Origin of the sequence: Roseococcus microcysteis, from assembly GCF_014764365.1 — a bacterium.
Taxonomy (GTDB): domain Bacteria; phylum Pseudomonadota; class Alphaproteobacteria; order Acetobacterales; family Acetobacteraceae; genus Roseococcus; species Roseococcus microcysteis.
The window spans coordinates 59,785-81,929 of the sequence record NZ_CP061718.1 but is presented as its reverse complement, the minus strand read 5'-3'; the positions used below and the strand labels follow the sequence as shown (position 1 = coordinate 81,929).

At 71.3% G+C, this 22,145-nt stretch carries 19 protein-coding genes; 7 read left to right on the top strand and 12 right to left on the bottom strand.

From position 1 onward, the window contains the following. Window positions 1-7 precede the first annotated feature (7 nt). The 5 genes from ICW72_RS00325 to chrA are packed head-to-tail and all read left to right on the top strand — an operon-like array spanning window position 8 to window position 4,752. Window positions 8-910, top strand: coding sequence for a fumarate hydratase (locus tag ICW72_RS00325; RefSeq protein ID WP_191084405.1), 903 nt, complete (start codon window positions 8-10; stop codon window positions 908-910). 24 nt (window positions 911-934) lie between these two features. Continuing rightward, window positions 935-1,519, top strand: coding sequence for a fumarate hydratase C-terminal domain-containing protein (locus ICW72_RS00320; RefSeq protein ID WP_232370757.1), 585 nt, complete (start codon window positions 935-937; stop codon window positions 1,517-1,519). Next, on the top strand, window positions 1,516-1,638 hold the full coding sequence (locus ICW72_RS20995) for a hypothetical protein (RefSeq protein WP_269749830.1): 123 nt from the start codon (window positions 1,516-1,518) through the stop codon (window positions 1,636-1,638). Before ICW72_RS00320 ends, ICW72_RS20995 begins: the two co-directional genes overlap by 4 nt. Next, entirely contained in the window at window positions 1,638-3,374 is a 1,737-nt protein-coding gene (locus ICW72_RS00315; RefSeq protein WP_191084403.1) for an L-aspartate oxidase, read from the top strand. Before ICW72_RS20995 ends, ICW72_RS00315 begins: the two co-directional genes overlap by 1 nt. A gap of 37 nt (window positions 3,375-3,411) precedes the next feature. Next, complete coding sequence (gene chrA, locus ICW72_RS00310) at window positions 3,412-4,752, top strand: chromate efflux transporter (protein WP_191084402.1); 1,341 nt, start codon at window positions 3,412-3,414, stop codon at window positions 4,750-4,752. On the opposite strand, the gene ICW72_RS00305 is transcribed toward chrA, so the two are convergent. From ICW72_RS00305 to msrA, 5 genes are read right to left on the bottom strand one after another with little or no spacing between them, the layout of a single operon-like run. Further along, on the bottom strand, window positions 4,730-5,683 hold the full coding sequence (locus tag ICW72_RS00305) for a sterol desaturase family protein (RefSeq protein ID WP_191084401.1): 954 nt from the start codon (window positions 5,681-5,683) through the stop codon (window positions 4,730-4,732). The two genes, chrA and ICW72_RS00305, sit on opposite strands and share 23 nt — an antisense overlap. Then, window positions 5,680-6,420: a polysaccharide deacetylase family protein gene (locus tag ICW72_RS00300; protein WP_191084400.1), complete on the bottom strand. Its 741-nt coding sequence runs from the start codon at window positions 6,418-6,420 to the stop codon at window positions 5,680-5,682. The genes ICW72_RS00305 and ICW72_RS00300 overlap by 4 nt, the downstream gene beginning before the upstream one ends. After that, a complete protein-coding gene (locus ICW72_RS00295) occupies window positions 6,417-7,469 on the bottom strand; it encodes a YncE family protein (protein WP_191084399.1) in 1,053 nt (350 codons plus the stop codon). Before ICW72_RS00295 ends, ICW72_RS00300 begins: the two co-directional genes overlap by 4 nt. 57 nt (window positions 7,470-7,526) lie before the next feature. Further along, window positions 7,527-7,946, bottom strand: coding sequence for a peptide-methionine (R)-S-oxide reductase MsrB (gene msrB, locus ICW72_RS00290; protein WP_191084398.1), 420 nt, complete (start codon window positions 7,944-7,946; stop codon window positions 7,527-7,529). Between the two features lie 3 nt (window positions 7,947-7,949). Beyond that, entirely contained in the window at window positions 7,950-8,489 is a 540-nt protein-coding gene (msrA, locus tag ICW72_RS00285; RefSeq protein WP_191084397.1) for a peptide-methionine (S)-S-oxide reductase MsrA, read from the bottom strand. 98 nt (window positions 8,490-8,587) lie between these two features. Between msrA and glpD the strand changes: the two genes are divergently transcribed. After that, window positions 8,588-10,096 (top strand): glycerol-3-phosphate dehydrogenase, encoded by a 1,509-nt coding sequence (gene glpD / locus ICW72_RS00280; protein ID WP_191084396.1) that lies wholly within the window; start codon window positions 8,588-8,590, stop codon window positions 10,094-10,096. Here the strand turns inward: glpD and ICW72_RS00275 are convergent. Beyond that, the gene (locus tag ICW72_RS00275) at window positions 10,074-10,634 is read right to left on the bottom strand and encodes a GNAT family N-acetyltransferase (RefSeq protein WP_191084395.1); all 561 of its coding nucleotides are present in this window, start codon (window positions 10,632-10,634) and stop codon (window positions 10,074-10,076) included. The genes glpD and ICW72_RS00275 overlap by 23 nt on opposite strands. Before the next feature lie 107 nt (window positions 10,635-10,741). On the opposite strand from ICW72_RS00275, the gene ICW72_RS00270 reads away from it, so the two are divergent. Continuing rightward, on the top strand, window positions 10,742-11,527 hold the full coding sequence (locus ICW72_RS00270) for an enoyl-CoA hydratase/isomerase family protein (RefSeq protein WP_191084394.1): 786 nt from the start codon (window positions 10,742-10,744) through the stop codon (window positions 11,525-11,527). A gap of 10 nt (window positions 11,528-11,537) precedes the next feature. Here the strand turns inward: ICW72_RS00270 and ICW72_RS00265 are convergent, their stop codons facing one another. The 6 genes from ICW72_RS00265 to ICW72_RS00240 all read right to left on the bottom strand — a co-directional run bounded on the left by ICW72_RS00265 (window position 11,538) and on the right by ICW72_RS00240 (window position 22,118). Further along, window positions 11,538-12,326, bottom strand: coding sequence for a PD-(D/E)XK nuclease domain-containing protein (locus tag ICW72_RS00265; RefSeq protein WP_191084393.1), 789 nt, complete (start codon window positions 12,324-12,326; stop codon window positions 11,538-11,540). A 19-nt stretch (window positions 12,327-12,345) separates the two neighbouring features. Further along, window positions 12,346-16,059 carry a cellulose synthase subunit BcsC-related outer membrane protein gene (locus ICW72_RS00260; RefSeq protein ID WP_191084392.1) on the bottom strand — a complete coding sequence of 1,238 codons (3,714 nt, stop codon included), beginning with the start codon at window positions 16,057-16,059 and terminating at the stop codon, window positions 12,346-12,348. Window positions 16,060-16,162: 103 nt separating this feature from the next. Then, window positions 16,163-18,346, bottom strand: a complete 2,184-nt coding sequence (locus ICW72_RS00255; RefSeq protein WP_191084391.1) for a cellulose biosynthesis cyclic di-GMP-binding regulatory protein BcsB — start codon at window positions 18,344-18,346, stop codon at window positions 16,163-16,165. Further along, window positions 18,292-20,718, bottom strand: a complete 2,427-nt coding sequence (gene bcsA / locus ICW72_RS00250; RefSeq protein WP_191084390.1) for a UDP-forming cellulose synthase catalytic subunit — start codon at window positions 20,716-20,718, stop codon at window positions 18,292-18,294. Before bcsA ends, ICW72_RS00255 begins: the two co-directional genes overlap by 55 nt. A gap of 25 nt (window positions 20,719-20,743) precedes the next feature. Beyond that, on the bottom strand, window positions 20,744-21,571 hold the full coding sequence (locus ICW72_RS00245) for a nucleotide-binding protein (protein ID WP_223880724.1): 828 nt from the start codon (window positions 21,569-21,571) through the stop codon (window positions 20,744-20,746). Between the two features lie 7 nt (window positions 21,572-21,578). Then, window positions 21,579-22,118, bottom strand: a complete 540-nt coding sequence (locus tag ICW72_RS00240) for a hypothetical protein (protein ID WP_191084388.1) — start codon at window positions 22,116-22,118, stop codon at window positions 21,579-21,581. Window positions 22,119-22,145 lie beyond the last annotated feature (27 nt).

Genomic DNA, 22,145 nt, shown 5'->3' with positions numbered 1-22,145 from the left:
AACGCCCATGTCCGTGATCTCCGCCCCCGACAAGCTGCGCGTCACCCCCGATGCGATCGAGGAGGCCGCGAAGCTTCTCTACATCCGCGCGCTGAAGATTTTGCCGGATGACATCAAGCAGGGATTCTTCCGGCTGGATTCGACGGAGACGGATGGGCTGGCCAAGTCCGTGCTGGCCACGATGATCGAGAACATCGCGGTGGCCGAGCGCACGGAGAACCTGCTCTGCCAGGACACGGGCATTCCCATCTTCAACGTGCAGATCGGCCGCGACGTCGAGGTGGATGGCTGGGCGCTGAAGCAGGCCATCGCGCGCGGGACCGAGCGCGCGACGCGCGAACACCCGCTGCGCAGTTCCGTGGTGCACCCCATCACGCGGGTGAACGCGCACACCTCCTGCGGGGCGCATGTGCCGGTGATCCACATTGATTTCGTGGAGACACCGCGCACCCTGCGGCTGGAGATGATCCCGAAGGGCAGCGGGTCCGAGAACGGCTCCTTCCTGCAGATGCTCATTCCCGCCGACGGGCTTTCGGGCGTGAAGCGCTTCGTGGTGGATGCGGCGATCAAGGCGGGCGGGAAGGTGTGCCCGCCGACCATCCTGGGCGTGGGTGTCGGCGGCACCAGCGATCTCTGCGTGCACCTGGCGAAGGTGGCGGCAACGCGGCCGCTGGGCTCGGTCTGCGCCGATGCGGAGGGGGCGAAGCTGGAGGTGGAACTCTCGGAAGCCGTGAACTCGCTCGGCATCGGCCCGCAGGGGCTGGGCGGGGACAGCACCGCCTTCGCGGTGCATGTCGAGGTCGCGGCGACGCACATCACCATGAACCCGGTCGCCGTGAACGTGCAGTGCCATTCGGCGCGGCGGGCGAGTGCGACCTTCACGCCGGAAGGCGTCGAGGTGGGGTTCTAGACGATGGCCCACCACACCCTCCACATGCCCTGCACCGAGGCCGACATCCGCAAGCTGCGGGTGGGTGACACCGTCACCTTGCAGGACACGCTCTTCGGCATCCGCGACGCCACGCAGATCCACATGTTCGACCGCGGCCGGCGCACGCGCTTCGATTTGAACGGCCATGCGGTGATCCACACGGCACCCAACGTCCGGAAGGTGGAACCCACCGGCACGAACCAGGCCGGCTACGAGGCCGTCTGCATCGGCACCACCACCTCCGACCGCATGGAGCGCTTCACCCGCCCGCTGATGGAGCGCGAGGGCGTGCGCATCATCATCGGCAAGGGCGGGCTGCGCGACGACAGCGCGCGTGCCTTCCAGGAGCTGGGCGGCTGCTACCTGGCCGTCATCGGCGGGGCGGCGGCGCTGGAGACCACCTGGATCACGGCCATCGAGGATGTGGATCTCGATGACCTCAACCCCGAAAGCCTCTGGCGCTTCGCCATCCGTGATTTCGGCCCGCTGATCGTGGGCATGGATGCCCATGGCGGCAGCCTCTACCGCGATGTGCAGTCCAGCGTGGAGGCGCGGCGCGCGGCCGTGCTGGCGAAGCTGGGGGCGTGATGCGCACGCTCCTGCTCATCCTGCTCCTCGCGCTGCCCGCCGCCGCGCAGACCGCGCCACCCCCGCCCGCCGCCGAGGATTGCGGCTGCGGCGTGCCCACCAACCCGCGAGGCCCGTGATGACCCGCATCGAACGCCGCAGCACCGACATCCTGATCCTCGGCTCCGGCGGCGCCGGGCTGCTGGCCGCGCTGCACGCGAAATCCGCCAACCCGGAGCTGCGGGTCACCGTCGCGGTGAAGGGCTTGCTCGGCAAATCGGGCTGCACGCGCATGGTGCAGGGCGGCTACAACGTGGCGCTGGCGGCTGGCGATTCCGCCGAGCGGCATTTCATGGACACGCTCGACGGCGGGAAATGGCTGAACGACCAGGACCTGGCCTGGACGCTGGTGACGGAAGCCCAGACCCGCATCCGCGAACTGGAAAACCGCTGGGGCTGCTTCTTCGACCGCAACCCGGACGGCACCATCCACCAGAAGGCCTTCGCCGGGCAGACCTTCGACCGCACCGTCCACAAGGGCGATTTGACGGGCATCGAGATCATCAACCGGCTCGCCGAACAGGTCTGGGCGCGCGGCATCGAGCGGCTGGAGGAACACCGGGCGCTGGCCCTCATCCGCAGCGCGGATGGCGGGCGGATCAGCGGCGTGCTGCTGTTGGACATCCGGCGCGGCAGCTTCGTCTTCGTGCAGGCCAAGGCCGTGCTGCTGGGCACCGGCGGCGGGCCCACCATGTACAAGTACCACACCCCCTCGGGCGACAAATCCTGCGACGGCATGGCCATGGCGCTGCGCGCGGGCCTCGAACTGCGCGACATGGAGATGGTGCAGTTCCACCCCACCGGCGTCCTCGCCGGCCCCGGCACGCGCATGACGGGCACCATCATCGAGGAAGGGCTGCGCGGCGCGGGCGGCTATCTGCTGGACGGCCGCGGCCAGCGCTTCATGCACAATTACGACCCGCGCGGCGAGCGTGCCACGCGCGACATCGTCTCCCGTTCCATGGAGCGCGAGATCCAGGCCGGCCGCGTGAACGAGGCGGGCGGGCTGTGGCTGGAGATGAAGCATCTCGGCCCTGACAAGGTGGCCAAGATGTTCAAGGGCATGGTCGAGCGCTGCGCCGATATGGGCTTCGACCTGGCGGGCGACCGCGTGCCCGTCGTCCCCACCGCGCATTACATGATGGGCGGGGTGGTGTTCCGCGCCGATGGCAGCACCGCGCTGCCCGGCCTGTTCGCCGCCGGCGAGGACACGGGCGGGGTGCATGGCGCGAACCGGCTGGGCGGGAATGGCGTGGCCAATTCCACCGTCTTCGGCGGGCTGGCGGGCGATGCCATGGCGCGCTTCATCCCCCGCGACGGCGAACTCGCCCCGCCGGACGAGGCGGCGCTGGATGCCGCCATGGGTGCGGCGCTGGCCCCGTTCGGCCGCGCGCCGCAACCGCTCGGCCCGCTGCGCGACGCACTGGCGGCGCTGATGTGGGACAAGGCCGGCATCCTGCGCGACGCGGGCGGCCTGGCTGAGGCGCGCAGCGGGCTGGATGCGCTGGAGGCGGAACTCCATGCGGCCGGCGTGGCGGACGGGATGCGTGGCTTCAACCTCTCCTGGGCCGACTGGCTGAACCTGGAGAGCCTCATCCTCATCAGCCGCGCCATCGTGGCGGCCGCCGAGGCGCGGGAGGAAAGCCGCGGCGCCCATTGGCGCGAGGATTTCCCGCACACCCAGGACGACGCGGCGGGCCTCCACCACACCCTCGTCACGCTGGAGGAAGGCCAGGTGCGCCTCTCCTGGCGCGAGGTCGCCTTCACGCGCCTCCGCCCGGGACAAAGCCTGCTGACCCCCCAAGCCGCGGAGTAGCCTTGCCCCGCGCGGGAAGCTCGGGCCAGATACCGCCATGCCCGACACCCATCCCCCAGCCGAGGCGCCCCAACTCCCCAGCTTCGGCGAGGCGCTGCGCGTCTGGGCGCGCATCGGCCTGCTCTCCTTCGGCGGGCCGGCCTCGCAGATCGCGCTCATGCAGCGCGAGGTGGTGGACCAGCGCCGCTGGGTCAGTGACGCACGTTTCCTGCACGCGCTGAACTTCTGCATGCTGCTGCCGGGGCCCGAGGCCATGCAGCTCGCCACCTATCTCGGCTGGCTGATGCATGGGGTGAAGGGCGGCCTCGCGGCGGGGCTGCTGTTCATCCTGCCCGGCGCCTGCGTGATCATGGCGCTGTCCTTCATCTACGCCTGGGCGGGCGAGGTGCCGATCGTGGCGGGCCTCTTCTTCGGGCTGAAATGCGCGGTGCTGGTGGTGGTGCTGGAGGCGCTGCTGAAGGTGGCGCGCCGCGCGCTGCATGGCGCCGTGCCCTGGGCGGTGGCGGCGGCCGCGTTCACGGCGCTTTTCGTCTTCGGCGTGCCCTTCCCCGTGGTGGTGCTGCTGGCCGCCGGCATGGGCGCGGCGCTGCCCCAGGCCTTCGCCGGCGGCGGGCATGGGGGCGGGCGCGGGGTGGCGCATTCGGCGCTGGATGCCGCGCTGGCGGCCGACCCCGGGCGCATCGGGCTGATGGCCGGGGCGGCGCGGCGGGCGGGGCTGGTGTGCCTTGCCTTCTGGGTCTGGCCGGTCGCGCTGCTCTGGGTGCAGGGCGGCGTCTTCGCCGATATCGCGGGCTTCTTCTCCGTCATGGCCGTGGTCACCTTCGGCGGCGCCTATGCGGTGCTGGCCTATGTGGCGCAGCAGGCGGTGGAGAACTACGCCTGGCTCACCGCCAGCGACATGCTGGTGGGGCTGGGGCTGGCGGAGACCACGCCCGGCCCCCTCATCCTCGTGCTGCAATTCGTGGGCTTCCTGGCGGGGTTTCAGGCGGGTGGCGCCCTCTGGGCGGTGCTGGGCGCGGCGCTCACGCTCTATGTCACCTTCCTGCCCTGCTTCGCCTGGATCTTCCTGGGCGCCCCCTATGTGGAGCGGCTGCACGACCAGCCGCGCCTCAAGGGCGCGCTGGCGGGGGTGACGGCGGCGGTGGTGGGCGTCATCGCGAACCTGGCGCTCTGGTTCGCGCTGCGCGTCATCTTCGCGCGGATGGAACCGGGCCCCTTCGCGCTGAGCCTGCCCGACCCCGCCTCGGTGCAGCCCCTGGCGCTGGTGCTGGTGGTGGTCTCGGGCGTGGCGCTCTTCGTGCTGAAGCTGGGGCTGGTGCGGACGCTGGCCGTCTCGGCGGGGCTGGGCCTCGTGCTCAGCCTTGTCGTGGGGGTCTGAGGGCGCGCCACACCTCGCGCAGCCCCTGCCCCTGCTGGCGCAGCCAGCCGCCCGTGACATAGGCGGGCGGCGCGCCGGGGTCCCCGGTGCGGGGGTAGTGGTCGCGCTTGAAATCCGCCGTGCCGAAGATCCAGTCCCAGACCGGCAGCAGCACGCCGTAATTCTTGCCGGACTGGCCCACGCTCAGCACGCCATGGTGCAGCCGGTGGAAGCGGGGTGAGACCACCAGCCGCTCGCCCACCCGCCCGAAATCCATCCGCACATTGGCGTGGCTCAGGCTTTCCGCGAGGCGCAGCACCAGCAGGATCAGGGGGAACTGCGCCGGCGGCACCCCGATGGCCACCGCGATGACGCCGATCCAGGCCGCGGCCAGCACGTCATCCAGCACATGGTTCCGGTCATCGGTCCAGAAGGTCATCTGCGTCTGGGCGTGGTGGATGGAATGCAGCGCCCACCACCAGCGGAACTGGTGCTGGAAGCGGTGGCGCCAGTATTCGCCGAAATCCAGGATGACGATGTAGAGGGCCAGCGCCAGCAGCGGCCATTCGCGCAGGCCCGGGATCAGCGTCTCCAGCGTGGGCGGCACGAAGCCGCTGTCCGCGATGGCGCCCTCGATGGCCACCGCCGCCCCCGAGAAGACCACGAAGCCCAGCAGCGGCAGCAGGCCGAGGCGCGCCAGCAGCGTGTAGGTCACATCGGTCCAGACGACCCGCTGCGAGTCCCAGCGCTCCACCGGCCGCCAGCGTTCCAGCGGCAGGCAGACCAGCGCCACCACCAGCACCTGCACCACGCCGAACAGGAAGAAGCCCACCCAGTCGAAGGCGTCATCGGCCCAGGCCATGAGGCCCAGTTCATACATCACCGGCTGGACCCAGGCGTGGAAGATCCAGGCCGTGACCTGGTCGTAGAGGTCCTCGATGGCGGCGATCATGTGGGAATGCCCTGGGGTGGGAGGGGGGCGAAGCGGAAGCCGCGGGCGAGCAGCCCCTCGATCAGCGCGTCGAAAATGCCGGCGAAGGGCTCGCGGCGGGAACGCACGCCCCAATGCATCACCAGCACCTCGCCATCGCGGATCTGGGCGAGGTTGCGGCGCAGCAGGGCGGCATTGGGGTGGGCATCGGCGGGCAATTCGTCGCCCAGGAAGCCGCGGGGCGTCCAGCCCTGGTGGCGCAGCCCGCAGGCTTCGGCCATGCGGCGCGCCCCCGGCGTGGTGATGCCGCCCGGCGCGCGCCACAGCGGCAGCACCTCCGCGCCGGGGGCCAGCGCGCGCAGGGCGGCGATGGGCCGGGCCAATTCGTCGCAGAGCGCCGCCTGGTCCAGCACCTCGCTGCCCTCGTTCTGGCGGGAGGTGTAGGTCACGCGCCCCGGCCCGGGGTCGCCCCGGAAATACCAGTGGCGCCAGGTGTGGCTGGCGAAGACGTGGCCCTCATTCACGCGCGCGCGCCAGAAGGGCGCCCAGCTTTCTTCCAGCTGCCGGTCGCCGCGATGGGTGCGCTCATTGGCGACGAAGAGCGTGGCGCGGATGGCGTGGCGGCGCAGGGTGGCGGCGATCTGTTCCGCCTCGCGCGACCAGCCGGTGTCTATGGTGAGGTAGAGCGTGCCGCCCGAGGTCTGCGCCCGCGCGAGGCCCGGCGCCGCCAGGAGGGCCGCGAGCGCGCGGCGCCTCACCGGCCCGGCGCCGCGTTCACGCGGGTGGGCGCGTCGGCCTGCTCGGCCAGGGCCAGCTCCATGGGGCGCGGGCCGCTGGCCGCACCCGGCATGCGAAGGGCGAAATCGGCCCCCACGCCAGGCCGGCGCGGCATGACGAAGATGCCGTGCGGGCTGCGCCCCACCCGGATTTGCGCGTGGTCGCCGGTCGCGGGGTCCAGGATCAGCACGCGGCCGATCCAGCGCAGCGTGGCGTAGATGCGCCCATCGGGGTCGAAGGCGATGCAGTCCGGGCCGCCCGGCACCTCGAAGATGCGGCGCACCTCCAGCGTCTCGGCATCAATCTCCGCGATCCGGCTTTCCACGCGCGAGGTCGCGTAGAGGAAGCGCCCATCGGGCGAGGGGAAGACGTTGTGCGCCCCGCGCCCGACCCGGAAGGCGGTGGTGACGGCGCGCGTCTCGGGGTCCAGCGCCACGAAGTCGTCGCGGCCCATCAGCCCCACCAGCAGCCGCCCGCGGTGCCAGATGATGCCGGCGGGCTCGGGCCCCACATCCTGCACCCAGGCGGTGGTCATGCTGGCCATCTCGATCGCCGCCACCTGGCCGCGGCCTTGCAGCGTCACATAGGCCCAGCGGCTGTCGGGGCTGAAGGCGATGTGGCTCGGCATGCCCGGGTGGCGCAGCCGCTGCTGGAGCTCCAGCGTGGCGGCGTCATAGATGTCCACCTGGTTGCGGCGCAGGCTGGCCACCACGAAATGCCGCCCATCGGGGCTGAATTCCAGGTGGTAGGGGTTGCTGATGCGCAGCCGCCGCAGCACCTCGCCGCCCACGGGGTCGAGGAAGAGCAGCTCATTCCCCCCGGAATCGCCCACCACCAATTCGCGCCCATCGGGCGTCACGACCAGGTGGTGCACCTCGCGCAGCACGGGGATGCGGCGGATTTCCTCGCGCGCCACCGCATCTATGACCGAGATGGAGGCATCGCCCGAATTCAGCACGAAGATGGTGTCCGCCCGGGCCGGCAGGAAGGCCGCGCCGAGGAGAAGGAAGGCAAGGAACAAATGCCGCATGGGCAAGGCTTTCAACGGGCGGGAGTGTCACCAACACATAGCATGGTGCGGACGGCGTCACACGGGCTTGAACTCCAGCGCGGCGCCATTGATGCAATAGCGCAGCCCGGTGGGTTCCGGACCATCCGGGAACACATGGCCCAGATGCCCGCCGCAGGCGGCGCAATGCACCTCGGTGCGGCGCATGAAGAAGCTGTTGTCCTCCGTCTCGCCCACATTGCCCTCGATGCGCGAATGGAAGGAGGGCCAGCCGGTGCCGCTCTCGAACTTGGTGTCGCTCTCGAACAGGGGCGTGCCGCAGCCGGCGCAGTGGAACACGCCCTCCCGTTTCTCGGCATTGAGGGGCGAGGTGCCGGGCCGCTCGGTCGCGTGCTGGCGCAGCACGCGGAAGGCCATGGGGTCCAGCGCCGCGCGCCATTCCTCCTCGCTGCGCTGGATGGGGAAGTCCGTGGTGGCGGGCTTGGATTTGAAGAACATGGCTCAGACCCCCACCGGGTTGAGGCGCGCGGCGAAGCTCTTGCGGAACTTGGCCACCTTGGGCGCGATGACGGCGCGGCAATAGCCGGACCAGGGGTTCAGGCGGAAATAGTCCTGGTGCTCGGGCTCGGCCGGCCAGAACGCGCCGGCGGGGACGAGCTCCGTGACCAGCGGCGCGCCCCAGATGCCCGCGGCCTCGATCTCGGCCATCACGGCGCGGGCCGTCTCCATCTGGGCCTCGCTCTCGGCCAGGATGATGGAGCGGTATTGCGGGCCCACATCCGCGCCCTGGCGGTCCTTCGTCGTGGGGTCGTGCAGGGTGAAGAACATGCGCAGCAGGTCGGCGTAGGAGACCACCTCGGGGTCGAAGCCCACGCGCACCACCTCGGCATGGCCGGTCTTCTTGCCGCAGACCTGCTCATAGCTCGGGTTCTGCGCATGGCCGCCGGCATAGCCCGAGACCACCTGCCGCACCCCGGAGACGTCACGATAGGCGGCGTCCAGGCACCAGAAGCACCCCCCGCCCAGCGTCGCGTATTCCATGATGCCCTCCTCTTCGCGTCAGCCGGTTACATGGGGAAGAGGGGCCATGCGCGTAAGCCCCCCTCGAGGCCCTGGACGGATCGCCCGCGCTCTTCCACATGGCGTTGCATGACGACCGACGACCTCCCCCCTCCCAGGCCCCTTCCCTGGCCCACGACATCCTCGTCATCGGGGGCGGGGTGAATGGCGCGGGCATCGCGCGCGACCTGGCCGGGCGCGGCTATTCGGTGCTGCTGGCCGAGCGGGGGGATCTGGCGGGCGCCACCTCCTCCAACTCGTCGAAGCTGATCCATGGCGGGCTGCGCTACCTGGAGCATTACGAATTCCGCCTGGTGCGCGAGGCGCTGGCCGAGCGCGAGGTGCTGCTGCGCGTGGCCCCCCACATCATCTGGCCGCTGCGCTTCGTGCTGCCGCACCGGCCGGAGATGCGGCCGCGCTGGATGATCCGCGCGGGGCTGTTCCTCTATGACCACCTGGCCCGCCGCGTCTCCCTGCCCGCGGCCCAGGGCTTCCGCACCGATGCGGACCCGCTGGGCGCGGCGCTGAAGCCCGCCATCACCCACGCCTTCGCCTATTCCGACGCCTGGGTGGAGGACAGCCGCCTGGTCCTGCTGCTGGCGCGCGACGCGGCGCTGCGCGGCGCCGACATCCGCACCCGCACCGAATTCGAGGGCGCCACCCGCCACGAAGGCCATTGGGAGGTGCGGCTGCGCGGCCCGGACGCCCAGGGCCAGCGCTTCCGCGTGCGCGCCATCGTCAACGCCGCCGGCCCCTGGGTGCAGGAGGCGCTGGATTCCACGGCCGTGCCCCGGCCGGGCGCGGTGCGCCTCATCCGCGGCAGCCACATCATCGTGCCGCGCCTCTATGAGGGCGAGCACGCCTTCATCCTGCAGAATGACGACCGGCGCGTGGTCTTCGTCATCCCTTATGAGGGCGAGTTCTCCCTCATCGGCACCACCGATGTGCCGCATGCCGGCGGCCCCGCCATCTGCACGCCGGAGGAGACGGCCTATCTCTGCACCGCCGTCTCGCGCCAGCTGCGCCGCCCCGTCTCGCCGGTGGATGTGGTGCACAGCTATTCGGGCGTGCGGCCCCTCTATGACGATGGCGCGGCGGACCCTTCCGCCGTCACGCGCGACTATGTGCTGAAGCTGGACACCAAGGCGGCGCCGCTGCTCAGCGTCTATGGCGGCAAGATCACGACCTTCCGGCGCCTGGCGGAGGAGGCGGCGGGCCAGGTGGGCGGGGCCTTGGGCCGCGCCGGCACGCCCTGGACCGCGACCGCCACCCTGCCCGGCGGCGACATCACCGACCGCGCGGCGTTCGCCGCCGAGATGGCGCGCGCCCTGCCCTTCCTGGAGGCGCGCCATCTGCCGCGCCTCATCCGCACCCATGGCAGCCTGCTGCCCGAGGTCTTCGCGGGCGGCGGCGCGGGGGCCGACCTCGGCGCGGGGCTGACCGAGGCCGAACTCGACTGGATGCTGCGCCACGAATGGGCCCGCACGGCCGAGGATGTGCTGTGGCGCCGCACCAAGCTCGGCCTGCACATGGCGCCGGCCGAGCAGGAGAGGCTGGCCGCGCGCCTCACGCCCGTGCCGGCGGCCTAGGCGCGCCCTGCGGCGGCGGCGGCGGCGGCGGCGCCGCCATGCCCTCGCCCAGGGCGCGCGTCATCAGCACCGTGTCCACCCAGCGCCCATGCTTCCAGCCCGTGCCCGGCAGCAGCCCGGCATGGGTGAAGCCCAGCGCGGCATGCAGCGCGATGGAGGCCGCGTTCCCGCTGTCGCCGATCACGGCCACCATCAGCCGCGCGCCCCAGGCCTCGCAGCGCGGCAGCAGGGCGGCCAGCAAGGCGCGCCCCACCCCGCCGCGCCCGGCATCGGGCGCCACATAGACGCTGTCCTCCACCGTGAAGCGATAGGCCGGGCGGGTGCGGAAGGCGCCGGCATAGGCATAGCCCAGCACGCGGCCGCCTTCCTCCGCCACCAGGTAGGGGTAGTGGCCGGCCAGCAGCGCCTCGCGCCGGCGCGTCATTTCGGCGAGGTCGGGCGGATCCAGCTCGAAACTGGCCAGGCCATGCCGGACCCAGTGCCCGTAGATGGCGGTGATGGCGGGCAAATCCACTGCCCGGCTGTCGCGGATGAGCATGAACCGGGCATTGCGCCATCCCTGATCGGGCCGCAAGCGGATGACCCGGCGACCGATCCGCGCTATCGCTTGTTTCGCAAGCCAGGGGAGGATGCGCGATGGATGGCATGACGGATGAGGCGACCACGCCGATCCTGACGGTGGAGGGCGCCATCGCCACCATCCGCCTCAACCGCCCCCGCGTGCACAACCGCATCGAGCCCGCGGATTTGCTGGCGCTGTCCGAACACCTGGCCGCGATCGAGGCGGACCCGGCCATCCGCGTGGCCATCCTGACGGGCACGGGGAAGTCCTTTTCCTCCGGCTACCATCTGGGCGACCTGGCCGCGCGGCCGGGGGCGGAGGTGACGGCGCGGGCGGATGGACCCTCCTTCGAGGGGGTGGCCACGCAGCTCGAGAATTTGCGCGTGCCCGTGATCTGCCGGCTGAATGGCGGGGTCTATGGGGGGTCCACGGACCTCGCGCTGTGCTGCGACTTCCGCATCGGCGTGGACACGGCCGAGATGATGATGCCGGCGGCGAAGCTGGGGGTGCATTACTACCCCTCGGGCATGCTGCGCTATGTCAGCCGCCTGGGGCTGAACGCCGCCAAGAAGCTGTTCCTGACGGCCGAGACCATCAAGGCGCCCGAGATGCTGGCCATCGGCTACCTCACCGAGATGCTGCCGGCCGAGGCGCTGGACGCGCGGGTGCGGGCGCTGGCCGAGCGGATCGCGGCCATGGCGCCGCTGGCCGTGCAGGGCATCAAGCGCAGCCTGAACGAGATCGCCCGGCAGGATTTCGACGAGGCGGGCGCGCTGGCGCGGGCCAATCAGAGCCAGGCGAGCGAGGATCTGAAGGAAGGGCTGGCGGCGTTCCGGGAGAAAAGGGCGCCGGTGTTCCGGGGACGGTAAGTACGCTTCGCTAAGCTTTAGGGGCAATTATTACGCGGACCTTGAGCGTACCTGGATAACTTTCAAGGTCTCTTTCTATACCGACCGGATTTCCAATTCGCCCCTCTGGATCATAAACAAAACACACCAAAAGTTTGCAGTCAGGGTGCCCCTCATAGCGAGCTCGGTCAACAATTAACTGTTCCCCAATTTCTTTTTGTCTCAATGAAGATCTCGTCTTCTTTACTTCAATGACGATTTTCTCAGATTTCAACAAGAAATCTATACGGGACGATCCCCCAGCATAACTCGGAGCATATTCTTCAGCTCTTACATCATCAAAATTTAAACGAAGAAGCGCGTGCAGCAAATCTTGTACGTCGTACTCATCATTAATTACAATTGTTTCCCTATCATTGTGACGTTGCTGTAATTGACGCACAACGGCATGGAAACGCAGACATAATCTCTCAATAAGACTAACGCAATCCGGCATGTCCGTAATATGCTTATCATCAAAACCATACTCATTAAGTTCATCACTCATCGAACTTAAAACTGCCTCAGCATTGGCAAGCCCGCGGTGATAAGCCACAGTAAACTCCCACTCTGGAGTGCGAGTTGAGAACGCTCTTAACGAATAATTAATTCCAGCAAAGTCCGCTACATGGCGACTCTCTTTACCAAATATTCTTTCAATTGCGACCGAAGTATCACGATGCCATTTTGTAAAATTTGAGTCAGGTTTATTAGATTTTTTAAGTTCAATTATATTCTCACGCTGCCTATGTAAAACTTCAATTGCCTTCTCAGTGTTCATGAGTAACCTATTCACCTTTTCAAAACCGCCCCTGCAATCTCAACTGCACCACCGTCTCATCCCAGTTCGCCGATTTGTCGTACTGGAACCCCGCCCCGATATTGATCCGCGGCGTGATCGCGTAATCAATATTCCCCCGCAGCCCCGCGATGAAATTCTGCTGGCTCTGTCCCGGATAGCGGGTAAGCAGCGTGTTCGTCGCATCCTGCGCCGCCGCCGCGATCAGCTGGTTCTGCAGGAAGCGGTTGTTCGGGAAGACGTCGCTCGGGTTCTCGCGCCACACCGCGAAGCCCGCCGTGCCGCCGATGCGATAGGTGAAGTCGCCCGCCCGCCCGCGGTAATCCACCGGGATATTGGCCGCGAAGAAGCTCTGCGGGCTGTAGTAGCCGCCATGGCCCAGGGTGAAGAAGCGCAGATTCCGCTGGTAGCCGAAATAGACGAGGTCGCCGCCCACCGTCAGCTCCCCGCCCTCCGTGCGCAGGATGGGGTAGGAAATGCCCGCCCCCGCCTCGACGCGCGTGTTGCGCGCCACATCCTGCCCCTCGAAGATCGAATAGCCGCCGCCGACATAGGCGAAGCCCGGCCCCACCGGGATTTCCACCTGCGCGCGGCCGCCCGTGCGGACCACCATGCCGAAATCGCGCCCCGCCAGCCGGTCCCGCTGCCCGGCCCAGGAGAGCAGGCTGTCCTGCACCGAACGCCGCTCACCCACCACGCGCAGCCGCACGCCGCCGATCTGCGGCGCCAGTTCCACGCCGCCCAGGATGGTCGCGCGCGGGAAGCCGATGGGCGAGGAGGTGACATCCGCCCGCAGCCAGTCATCGCGCCGATAGGCCACGCCCACATTCACGCCCGCCGCATTGGTCCGCGGCGAACCCGCCCCGGCCCCCAGCAGCGGGTTGCCGCCGAAGCGGATGCGCGTGGCGAGGTCCGTGCCCAGCGTGCCGGAATCCAGCGAAACGCCCGTCATCCGCGCCGTCAGCCGCCCGCCCAGGCCCGGCGGCGTGATCTCCGCCTCCACGGGCGCGATGACGGATTGCATCCGGTCCAGCCCCGCGCTGCCCGAACGCTGGCGGAAGCTCGGCGTCGCGGTGACGATGAAGCCCGTCTCGCGCTCCAGGCTCGCCAACTCGGTCGCGATCTCGCGTGAGACGCGGTCCTGCGGCACGCCGGGGGCGGGCGCGCTGGTCGCCACCGCGCCGGCGCGGGCGAAGGGGTTGGGCAGCATCGCGGGCGGCAGGCCGGGCGTGCCGGGGATGGTCTGGAAACCCAGCTCCGCGCGCCGCGCCTCGGCCGCCTGTTCCAGGGCGCGGCGGGCGCGGGCCTCGTTGTTGGTGGCGCGGGCATAGCGCGCCTCCAGGACCGACATGCGGCTGTCGCGCGGGTGCAGGCGCAGGCCTTCCGTCACCAGCGCCTCGGCGCGGTTGAAGTCGCGCATGGCCACGGCGGCGTCCAGCGCCGCCTGCCGCGCGTCGAGGTTGCGCGGGTTGCGGGCCAGGATGCCGTCCGCGATGCGCAGCGCCTCGGCGGGTTCGCGCGCCCCCTGGTGCAGGCGGGCCAGGGCGAGGCGCGCCTCGGCATTGTCCGGGTCGCGCTGCAGCACGGGGCGCAGCTGCTCGAAGGCCTGGGCCTGGTTGCCCTCATTGTTCAGCCGGTCGGAGGCACGGATGGCCGCGCCCGATCGCAGCGAGGCGATGTCGCGCCGCTGCTCGGGCGTGACCCGCCCCTGCTCGATCTGGTCGGCCAGGGCCAGCGCCTCGGCGTCCAGCCCCGCGCTCAGCAGCGCGCCCGCGATGGCGAGCCGCGGCGTGGCGCCGGCGGCGCGGTTCGCGGCCTCACCCACCCGCGCCGCCTCGGCCGCGCCGAAACGGTCATTGGCATCGGCGAAGGCGCGGATGACGGCGGCGGCGGTGGCCCCCGTGGGGTCCGGCCGGGCGGCCAGCGTCACCAGCTGAACCCGCGCCTCGGGCGCGTTGCGCGCAAGGCCCTGGGCCGCGCGCTGCACGTCGCGCTGGGCGCGGATGCCGGTGGCAAGCCGGCCCATATCGGCCGTGCGCTGCGCGGGGGGGATGCGGTTGAGGAAGCCTTCGGCCTCGGTCAGGCGGCCTTCCTCCTCGGCCAGCAGGGCGGCGGCGAAGAGGTCGTCGCGGCCACCGCGGCGGGCGGCCAGCTCCTCCATCAGCGCGCGGCCCTCGATGGCGCGGCCCTGGCGGCGCAGCACGCGGGCGAGATCCAGGCGCAGCCAGGTGTCGTCCGGGGCGAGCTGCACGGCCTGGCGCAGCAGGGCGGCGGCCACGCCCGCATCGGTGGCGCGGGCCGCTTCGGCGCGCAGGCGCCCGGCCTCGCCGGGGGTGGTGGCCGGGCCGGTGCCCGCACCGCCCGCCGTCTGCGGCAGCGCGATGCCGGGGCGCCCCTGGCCGCGCAGGGCCGCGTTCAGCCCGATCTGGGCGGGGGCGAAGGCGGGGCGGCGGGCAAGCGCGGCGCGATAGCGCTGCTCGGCCGCCTCAAAGTCGCGGCGGCGCAGCGCGATGTCGCCCAGCAGCACCTCGATGTCGGTGCGGTCCTCGACGGTGCGGCGGGCGGCGCTGCGGGCGATCTCGTCGGCCTCGTCCAGCCGGCCACGGTTCAGCGCGGCGCGCCCGGCGGCGAGTTCCAGCCCATAGGCCGCGCCATCCAGCGCGGGCTGCCATTGCTGGGCGCGGGAGGGGTCGGCGGCCACGGCCTGTTCCAGCAGGCGCCGCGCCTCGGCGGCGCGCCCCTCGCGCAGGCGCACGATGCCAAGGCCACCCAGCGCATCGGCATCGTTGGGGTTGGTGGCGAGGATGGCCTCGAAGCGCCGGGCGGCGTCGGTGGCGGCGCCGGCCTCCAGCCGCTGGAAAGCCTCCTGGCGTGCCTCGGCCGTGGGGTCGGGGCGCGGGATGGCGGCCAGCGAACGGCGCAGCTCCGCATCGGCCGGGAAGCGCTGGAGATAGGCCTGGGTGGCCTCCACGAAGGCGGGGTCACCCGCGCTCCAGACCAGGGCCTGGCGCCAGGCGGCGCGCGCCTCGGCCGCCACCTCCGGGTTGTCGGCCAGGGGCACGAGGCGACGGATGCCCTCGGCGCGGGTGCCCGGCTGGAAGGTCAGTGTCTGGGCGGCGGCGAGGCGCACGCGCGGCGAGGCATCGGGCCGGTCGGCCAGCGTCTCCAGGCCGCGCCGCCCCTCGGCCGCGCCCGCGCGGGTGGCGGCCAGCGCCTGGTAGTATTCCTGGGCGAAGGGGGGCGTGGGGCCCTGCGCGCCAAAGATGGACCGGTAGCGGGCGGCCGCTTCCTCGGCGCGGCCGGCGCGGGCCAGGGCGCGCGCCTCCTCCAGCGCATTGCGGTCAATGGCGGCGCCGCGCACGGCCTGTTCGGCGGCGCGGGTCTGCTCGGGCGTGGCCCCCGCCTCGCGCAGGCGCTGGGTGAAGGCGGCCGCGCCCGCCGGGTTGCCGCGCGCGGCCTCGATGCGGGCCGACAGCGCCAGCGCCTCCGCATTGCGAGGGTCGGCGGCCAGGGCGCGCTGCACCGCGGCCGCCGCCTGGTCGTTCTGTTCGAGGGAAAGCCAGCGTTCGGCCTGGCGCAGCAGGATGTCCACGGCGCGCGAGGCACCGGCTTCCGCCGCCACGCCATTGGTGGCCGGCGGCACGGCCTGCGCCAGACCGGAGGCCGGCACCAGCACGGCGCCGCCCAGCAGCAAAGTGGCCCGCAGCCTACGCATCACATCCCCCCGGCGCCGAGCCACGGCCCGCGCGTTCGGCCTCGGCCATCCCCATGGCTAAGCCGGACCGCAAGATAACGGCCGTGCTCCCGCTTCGCCACCATCAACTGCGGCTTCTGAGGCGCGTCACCTCGCGCCGCCGCAGGATCCAGTAGACGGGCAGGCCCAGCAGCGCGCCCACGGCCAGCAGCAGCAGAAGCGCGCGTTCGGGCCGGTCGCCCAGCCAGATCTGCGGCAGCAGCCACCAGGGGGCCTCGCCCACATGATAGGGCGCCATGGTGCGGAAGGATTGCAGCGTGCCCCCGGCCAGCACCGCGGTGTCGCCCTGGATGGCCGGCGCCAGCACCGGGTCGCGCAGGGCCTGGACCATCTGCGCGACGGCCGCCGGCGTGGCGCCCGTGATGGCCACGACCGAACGCCCGGATTGCAGCGGGCTTTCCGCCCCCAGCACCGCGCCGAACCCCTCGCCCAGCGTGCCGAGGGCCGCCGAGGCGCGGCTGCGCTCATCGCGCGAGGGCGCGCTCAGGATCAGCGCGCGCGCTTCCTGGAAGGCATCCGGCAGGGCGATGGACAGGCGCTCGCCCTCCACCCGCACCGGCGCGTCGCGCAGCAGGGTGGTGAGTGCCGGCTGGCGCCCCAGCGCGCCGATCACCAGCAAATCCCGCGCGGCGGCGGAGGCGAGCTGCGGCGGCGTGACCACCTGCAACCCCGTGGCCGCGATGCCCGTGATGGCCGAGAGCTGGCCGATGGCGTCGAGGAAAGCCCCCTGCTCCACCGTGCTCGCGCGCTCGGGCAGCACGGCGGCGGTGCCGGAGAGGTCCGCCATGCGGGTGAAGGGGAAGCCCGCGCTGGCGAAGAAGCCGAGATTGGGCATCTGCGCGAAGCGATGGATGCGCCGCAGGTCTATGGTGCTGTCCGGATCCAGCGCAGCGCGCACCTGGGCCGGGATGTCCACGCATTCGCCGCGGTTCATGGGGCGCATGTCGAAGCGCAATTGCAGTTCGTCCCGGCCCAGCAGCAGGTAGGGCGGGATGATGGCGCGGCCGCTGCGCCGCGCGGTGTCGAAGCCCAGCAATTCCCAGAAGGGGTCGGTGGCCCAGCGCGTCGGAATCCAGGGCTCCGGGTCCGCGAGGCGGAAGGAGCGCAGATAGGAGCCCGAGACCGAGACATCGAGCCGCGAGGCGGAGACGTCGATGATCGGCCCCTCCGGCGCGCGGAAGCGCACATCCACCGGGAAGCCGCGCCCGCGGAAGGTCAGGATGTCGGGCGAGGTGCGCAGCGGCACGCGGATGGCACCGGTGGAGAAGCCCGTCGCCTGCAGGGCCTCGCGCTCCACCAGCGAACCCAGCATCAGCGGCGCGTCGGTGCGGACCCAGCGCGGGCTGTCATAGGGCTGGCGCGGCGGGATGGTGGGGGCGACGACGCGCGCCATCTCGCCCGCCAGCGTGCCGCGCGCGGCGACGAGCGCCAGCGCCGCGGGCACCAGTTCGGCCTCGCTGCGCCCGCCCAGCACCAGCAGCGTGCCGAAGGGGTCGTCCGGATGGGGCAGCATGGCCAGCGTGGGCCCGTCCATGCGCGGCATGGTCAGGCCCGGCACGGCGTCGGGGCCGGTGGCGAGGATGATGGCATCGCCCTCGGCCGGCAGCGCCCGGCCCACGGGGAAGTGGGCCCCCCGGTAATCCGCCTGCACCGCGAACCAGGAGGCCGCGATGCCCGCCGCCCGCAGCGCGGAGGGGCCCGCACCTTCGGGGATGACCACCGGAATGGTCACCTGGCCTTGCAGCACGCGGCGGTCGAACAGCGGCTCCGGCAGGCGGGAGAGGTCGCGCTGCGGCGGCAGGCGCTCGATGCGCATCCGCATGGTCGAGAGGTCCGACACATTCGCCCAGAGCAGGCCCGAATTCGGGTCGTTGCACTCGGTGGTGTAGCGGCCGGAGAAGCGGAAGTTCAGCCGGTTGATCTCGGAGAAGAAGAGCGGGTCCAGCGGGAATTCCAGCGGGCCGAAGGCCTGGCGCGCGGCATCTATCGGAATGGCGCCCACCGCCTGCTCGTTCAGCGTCACCGCCACCTGGCTGAGCGAGGGGATGAGCGAGGGCGAGGCGGCGCCGGAGACGATCAGGCTCGCCTCCGTCACCACCTCATCGGCGCGCAGGCCGAACAGCACGCCTTGCAGATCCTGGATGCCGCGCAGCTGCATGGGGCCGGTGAGGCCGAGGTCGCGCAGGGTGCGCGTCACCACGCGCGCGCCGCTGGGCGGCGGCGGCAGGCTGGGCGGCGGCGCCAGCACGGGCGCGGGCTCGGGCAGCGGCGCCGGCGCCAGCAGGGGGCGGGGGCCACCAGGGGCGGCGGCTCGGGCGCCGGCTGCGCCTGGGCGGGCGCCGGGGCCGGGGGGCGCTGCGCGGGGCGCGGCTGCTGCGCGAAGGCGCCACCCGCGCCCAGCAGCAGCAACAGGCCGGTGAGGCCCGCCACCACCCGCGCACCCGCGGTCACCACCGTGGCGGCACCCGAGGCCTGCGGCCGGCGCGGGGGCAGCACGCCCGAGGCCCGTGCCTCGGCGGCGGGCTTGGCCACCTCGGGCGGGACCGGCTTGTGGCCCGCCCGCACCCGGCCGAAGCGATACTTGTTGAACACCACATCGGCCGTGGCCGCGACCACATTCGCCAGCGAGCGCAGCGGGCGGTCCTTGGGCCACTTGTCCCAGTAGAGCCAGGCATCGGCGCGACCGAAGAAGGCGCGGACCACGTTGGATTCATCCTGCAGATTCTCGACCAGGAATTGCAGGTAGGCGTCATTGCCCTCCCAGCGCACCACGGTCGCCTTCAGCGGGATCTCCTCGCCGCCCGAATGCAGCAGCAGATCCACCCGGTCCCCATCAGCCAGGCCAAGGGGGCGGTCCAGCCGCAGCCGCGCGCCGGAGAGCGACAGGTCCTGCGTCATGGAAGGCAGCCGCGTGCCATCGGCCAGCACCAGCTCGCCCGGCACATGGGCGGCCACGCGCGCGCGCAGGCGCGACTGCTCGCGCTCCCGCCCCACGGCCACGCCGGCCGAGAGCGGCACCAGCGCGAGGCCGGCCCAGATGGTGTTGAGCAGGTAGGCGCGCGCCTCCAGGCTGCCGGCCTCGGACATGATGTAGCCCACCAGGCCGATGACGAAGCCGATGGCCACCAGCACCAGCAGGATGAGGTTCGCGAGCACGGCCTGCACGTCGAGATAGCCTTCGTCGAGGGTGCCGCCCTTGTCGGTCACGTTGAACTTCCCCTTCCGCGGGTCGAGCAGGGTGAGGATGGTGACCGGGACGAGCTGCGCCGCGAGCGAGGCCTCGTAGATCTCCGACCAGAAGGAATGCCGGTGCGGCCCGTTCAGCCGCGCCGTGGTGGCGATGGCGTGGAAGATATGCCCGCCCGCATAGGCGATGATGGCGAGCGGCGAGGCCGCGATGACGCTCTCGCCCAAAAACAGGAACACCAGCGGCGAGGTGAGGAAGACGATGCGCGGGATGGCGAACATGAAGCCGAACTGCGCGATGAAATAGCAAAGCCGCTGCATCATGGTCAGGCCGCGGGCGAAGAGCGTGTTCTCGATCCGCATGATCTGGAGCATGCCGCGCGCCCAGCGCATCCGCTGGCCGATGTGCAGCGCGAGACGTTCCGTGGCGAGGCCCGAGGCCAGCGGGATGCGGATATAGGCCGTGTCCCAGCCCTTCTGCTGCATGCGGAAGGCGGTGTGGGCATCTTCCGTCACGGTCTCGTGGGCCACGCCCCCCACCTCCTCCAGCGCGGAGCGGCGGATGACGGCGCAGGACCCGCAGAAGAAGGCGGCGTTCCAGAGGTCATTGCCCGGCTGGATCAGGCCGTAGAAGAGCAGGCCCTCGTTCGGCACGGCGCGCTTGCGGGCCAGGTTCCGCTCGAAGGGGTCGGGGCTGTAGAAATGGTGCGGCGTCTGCACCATCGAGAGCTTCTTGTCGCGCACCAGCCAGCCGAGTGTCAGCTGGAGGAAGGCGCGCGTGGGCGCGTGGTCGCAGTCGAAGATCGCGATGAACTCGCCCGGCGTGTGCTTCATCGCGTGGTTGAGGTTGCCGGCCTTCGCCCCCTTGTTGTCGGGGCGGATGATGTAGCCGCAGCCCACCTCCTCCGCGAAGTCGCGGAAGGCGGGGCGGCGGCCATCGTCCAGGATCCAGACGTTCAGCTTCTCGCGCGGGTAGTCCATGTTCATGGCGGCCAGCACGGTGGGCCGCACGAGGTCGAGGTCCTCGTTGTAGGTGGGGATGTAGACATCCACCATCGGCCAGCTCTCCACGTCGCGCGGCAGCGGCACGGGCTTGCGGTCCAGCGGATAGGTGGTCTGGATGTAGGACAGCGTCATCAGCAGCCCCGCGAAGACCTCCGCGAGAAACAGCAGCGAGCCGAAGATGGTCTGCAGGAAGGTCTCGAATTCCAGCGTCTCGGTGGCCCGCCAGTAGAGGTAGCGGCTGGTGATGGTGACCGAGAGCATCACCAGGATGACGCTGACCAGGCGCGACTTGTTGCGGTTCAGCACGAGGAAGACGCCGATGCCGGCCACGGTCAGCCAGGCCTGGGCGGTGGCACCCATGGGAAGGGTGATGAAGACGAGGGCCAGCAGCAGGCCCAGCGCGCCCGAGGCGCCGCGCAGCAGGCGCATCTTGCGGTCGGGGGGGCGGGGAAGCTCATGCCCGGCCCCAGGGCGTGCCGTTCGGTGGGGCGGCGCCGTAGCCGGGCGCGCCATGACCCGGCGCCGCGGTGCGCAGCCGCTTGGCCAGCGCCTCGGTCAGCACCAGCAGGTCCTCGCCCGCGCCGGGCTCGCCCTCCAGCAGCATGCGCCGGTCGGCCAGGGCCTCGGCCACGCCGAGGTCACGGCAGACCACGCCCAGGAAGCGCGGCCCGAGGGCATTCTGGGCCATGTCCAACACCGCCTCGCTCAATGGATTTCCGTTCTCCACCTGGTTCAGCACCATCACCGCGCGCTCACCCACACGGGCGGCGAGCGTGCCGCGGCCCAGGATGCGGTTGCTCGCGATCTGGGGAATGACGGCCGCACTCCCGGCATCGGCCAGCAGCACCATGACCAGGATGTCCGTCAGCGGAGAGATGGCGGCCAGCGCCGGGTTGGGGCCGGGCGGGCTGTCCACGATGACGATGAGGCCCGGCACCGCCAGCATCTCGCGCAGCGGCTCGGCCAGCAATTCGGGGCTGGTGGTCAGCGCCTGCGCGACCCCCATGGCCCGCACGGCATCGCCCGGGCCGAAGGGCAGGACGCGCACGCCGGATTCCGTCTGCACCAGGCATTCGCGCCAATTGGGCCGCTGGGCGATATGGGCGGTGAAGGCCGCGGGCTCCCACAGGGGCAGGCCCAGATGCAGGCGCAGCGCGTTCTGCGGGTCGAGGTCCAGCGCCACCACGGGCAGGCCGGCGCGCGCCAGCAGCGCCGCGACATGCGCGGCCAGGGTCGTCTTGCCCACTCCCCCTTTTGGGGATGCGAAGGTGATCAGAGGCATCAGCCGGTCACGCCGGAGGGTCGCGCCGCCCAGGGGGCGCAAAGGGGGCGACGGGCGGGGCGCGGCCGGCCAGCTCCGCATGGACATCCTGCAACAGCGCGTAGCTGCGGGTGCCGGCGGGGCGTGGCGGCGGCGGGGGTGGCGGGGCGAGGCCCTGCAACTCCGCCAGGCGGCGCAGCCGTGGGGCCTCGGGCATGGCGGCGGGCGCGAAGGGGTCGGGCCAGGCGGCGGCGGGCGGCGGCGCCATCGGCGCGGGCGTCGCCGCGAATGGCGGCGCCATGGGCGCGGCGGCCTGCGCCGCCGGGGGCGCCTGCGTGGCAGGCGGCGACAATGCGGGGGATGGGCTGGGCGCGCTGTCGGTCCGCGCGGCCGGCACCACGAAGGCCGGGGCCGGGCTGGAAGGCGGCGGGGCGGTGAAGCTCGGCGCGGAGGGCTGCGGCGCGAAGAGTCCCCCGCCGGCGATGCCGCCCGAGGGCGAGGCAGGCGCCCCGGTCGGCAGGGCCGTGACGCCGAAACGGGGCAGGCCATCGGCGAAGCGGGCGGGCACGGCAGGCGGGGGGGTGCCGCGGCCGGC

Coding starts and splice junctions, on each gene's coding strand:
- chrA (WP_191084402.1), top strand. CDS start 3,412: ATGCCCGACACCCATCCCCCAGCCGAGGCGCCCCAACTCCCCAGCTTC.
- ICW72_RS00295 (WP_191084399.1), bottom strand. CDS start 7,469: ATGCGGCATTTGTTCCTTGCCTTCCTTCTCCTCGGCGCGGCCTTCCTG.
- ICW72_RS00265 (WP_191084393.1), bottom strand. CDS start 12,326: ATGAACACTGAGAAGGCAATTGAAGTTTTACATAGGCAGCGTGAGAAT.
- ICW72_RS00305 (WP_191084401.1), bottom strand. CDS start 5,683: ATGATCGCCGCCATCGAGGACCTCTACGACCAGGTCACGGCCTGGATC.
- bcsA (WP_191084390.1), bottom strand. CDS start 20,718: ATGCGCCTGCTGCGCGGCGCCTCGGGCGCGCTGGGCCTGCTGCTGGCC.
- ICW72_RS00270 (WP_191084394.1), top strand. CDS start 10,742: ATGACGGATGAGGCGACCACGCCGATCCTGACGGTGGAGGGCGCCATC.
- ICW72_RS00260 (WP_191084392.1), bottom strand. CDS start 16,059: ATGCGTAGGCTGCGGGCCACTTTGCTGCTGGGCGGCGCCGTGCTGGTG.
- ICW72_RS00320 (WP_232370757.1), top strand. CDS start 935: ATGCCCTGCACCGAGGCCGACATCCGCAAGCTGCGGGTGGGTGACACC.
- ICW72_RS00315 (WP_191084403.1), top strand. CDS start 1,638: ATGACCCGCATCGAACGCCGCAGCACCGACATCCTGATCCTCGGCTCC.
- ICW72_RS00275 (WP_191084395.1), bottom strand. CDS start 10,634: ATGCTCATCCGCGACAGCCGGGCAGTGGATTTGCCCGCCATCACCGCC.
- glpD (WP_191084396.1), top strand. CDS start 8,588: ATGGCGTTGCATGACGACCGACGACCTCCCCCCTCCCAGGCCCCTTCC.
- msrA (WP_191084397.1), bottom strand. CDS start 8,489: ATGGAATACGCGACGCTGGGCGGGGGGTGCTTCTGGTGCCTGGACGCC.
- ICW72_RS00325 (WP_191084405.1), top strand. CDS start 8: ATGTCCGTGATCTCCGCCCCCGACAAGCTGCGCGTCACCCCCGATGCG.
- ICW72_RS00245 (WP_223880724.1), bottom strand. CDS start 21,571: ATGCCTCTGATCACCTTCGCATCCCCAAAAGGGGGAGTGGGCAAGACG.
- msrB (WP_191084398.1), bottom strand. CDS start 7,946: ATGTTCTTCAAATCCAAGCCCGCCACCACGGACTTCCCCATCCAGCGC.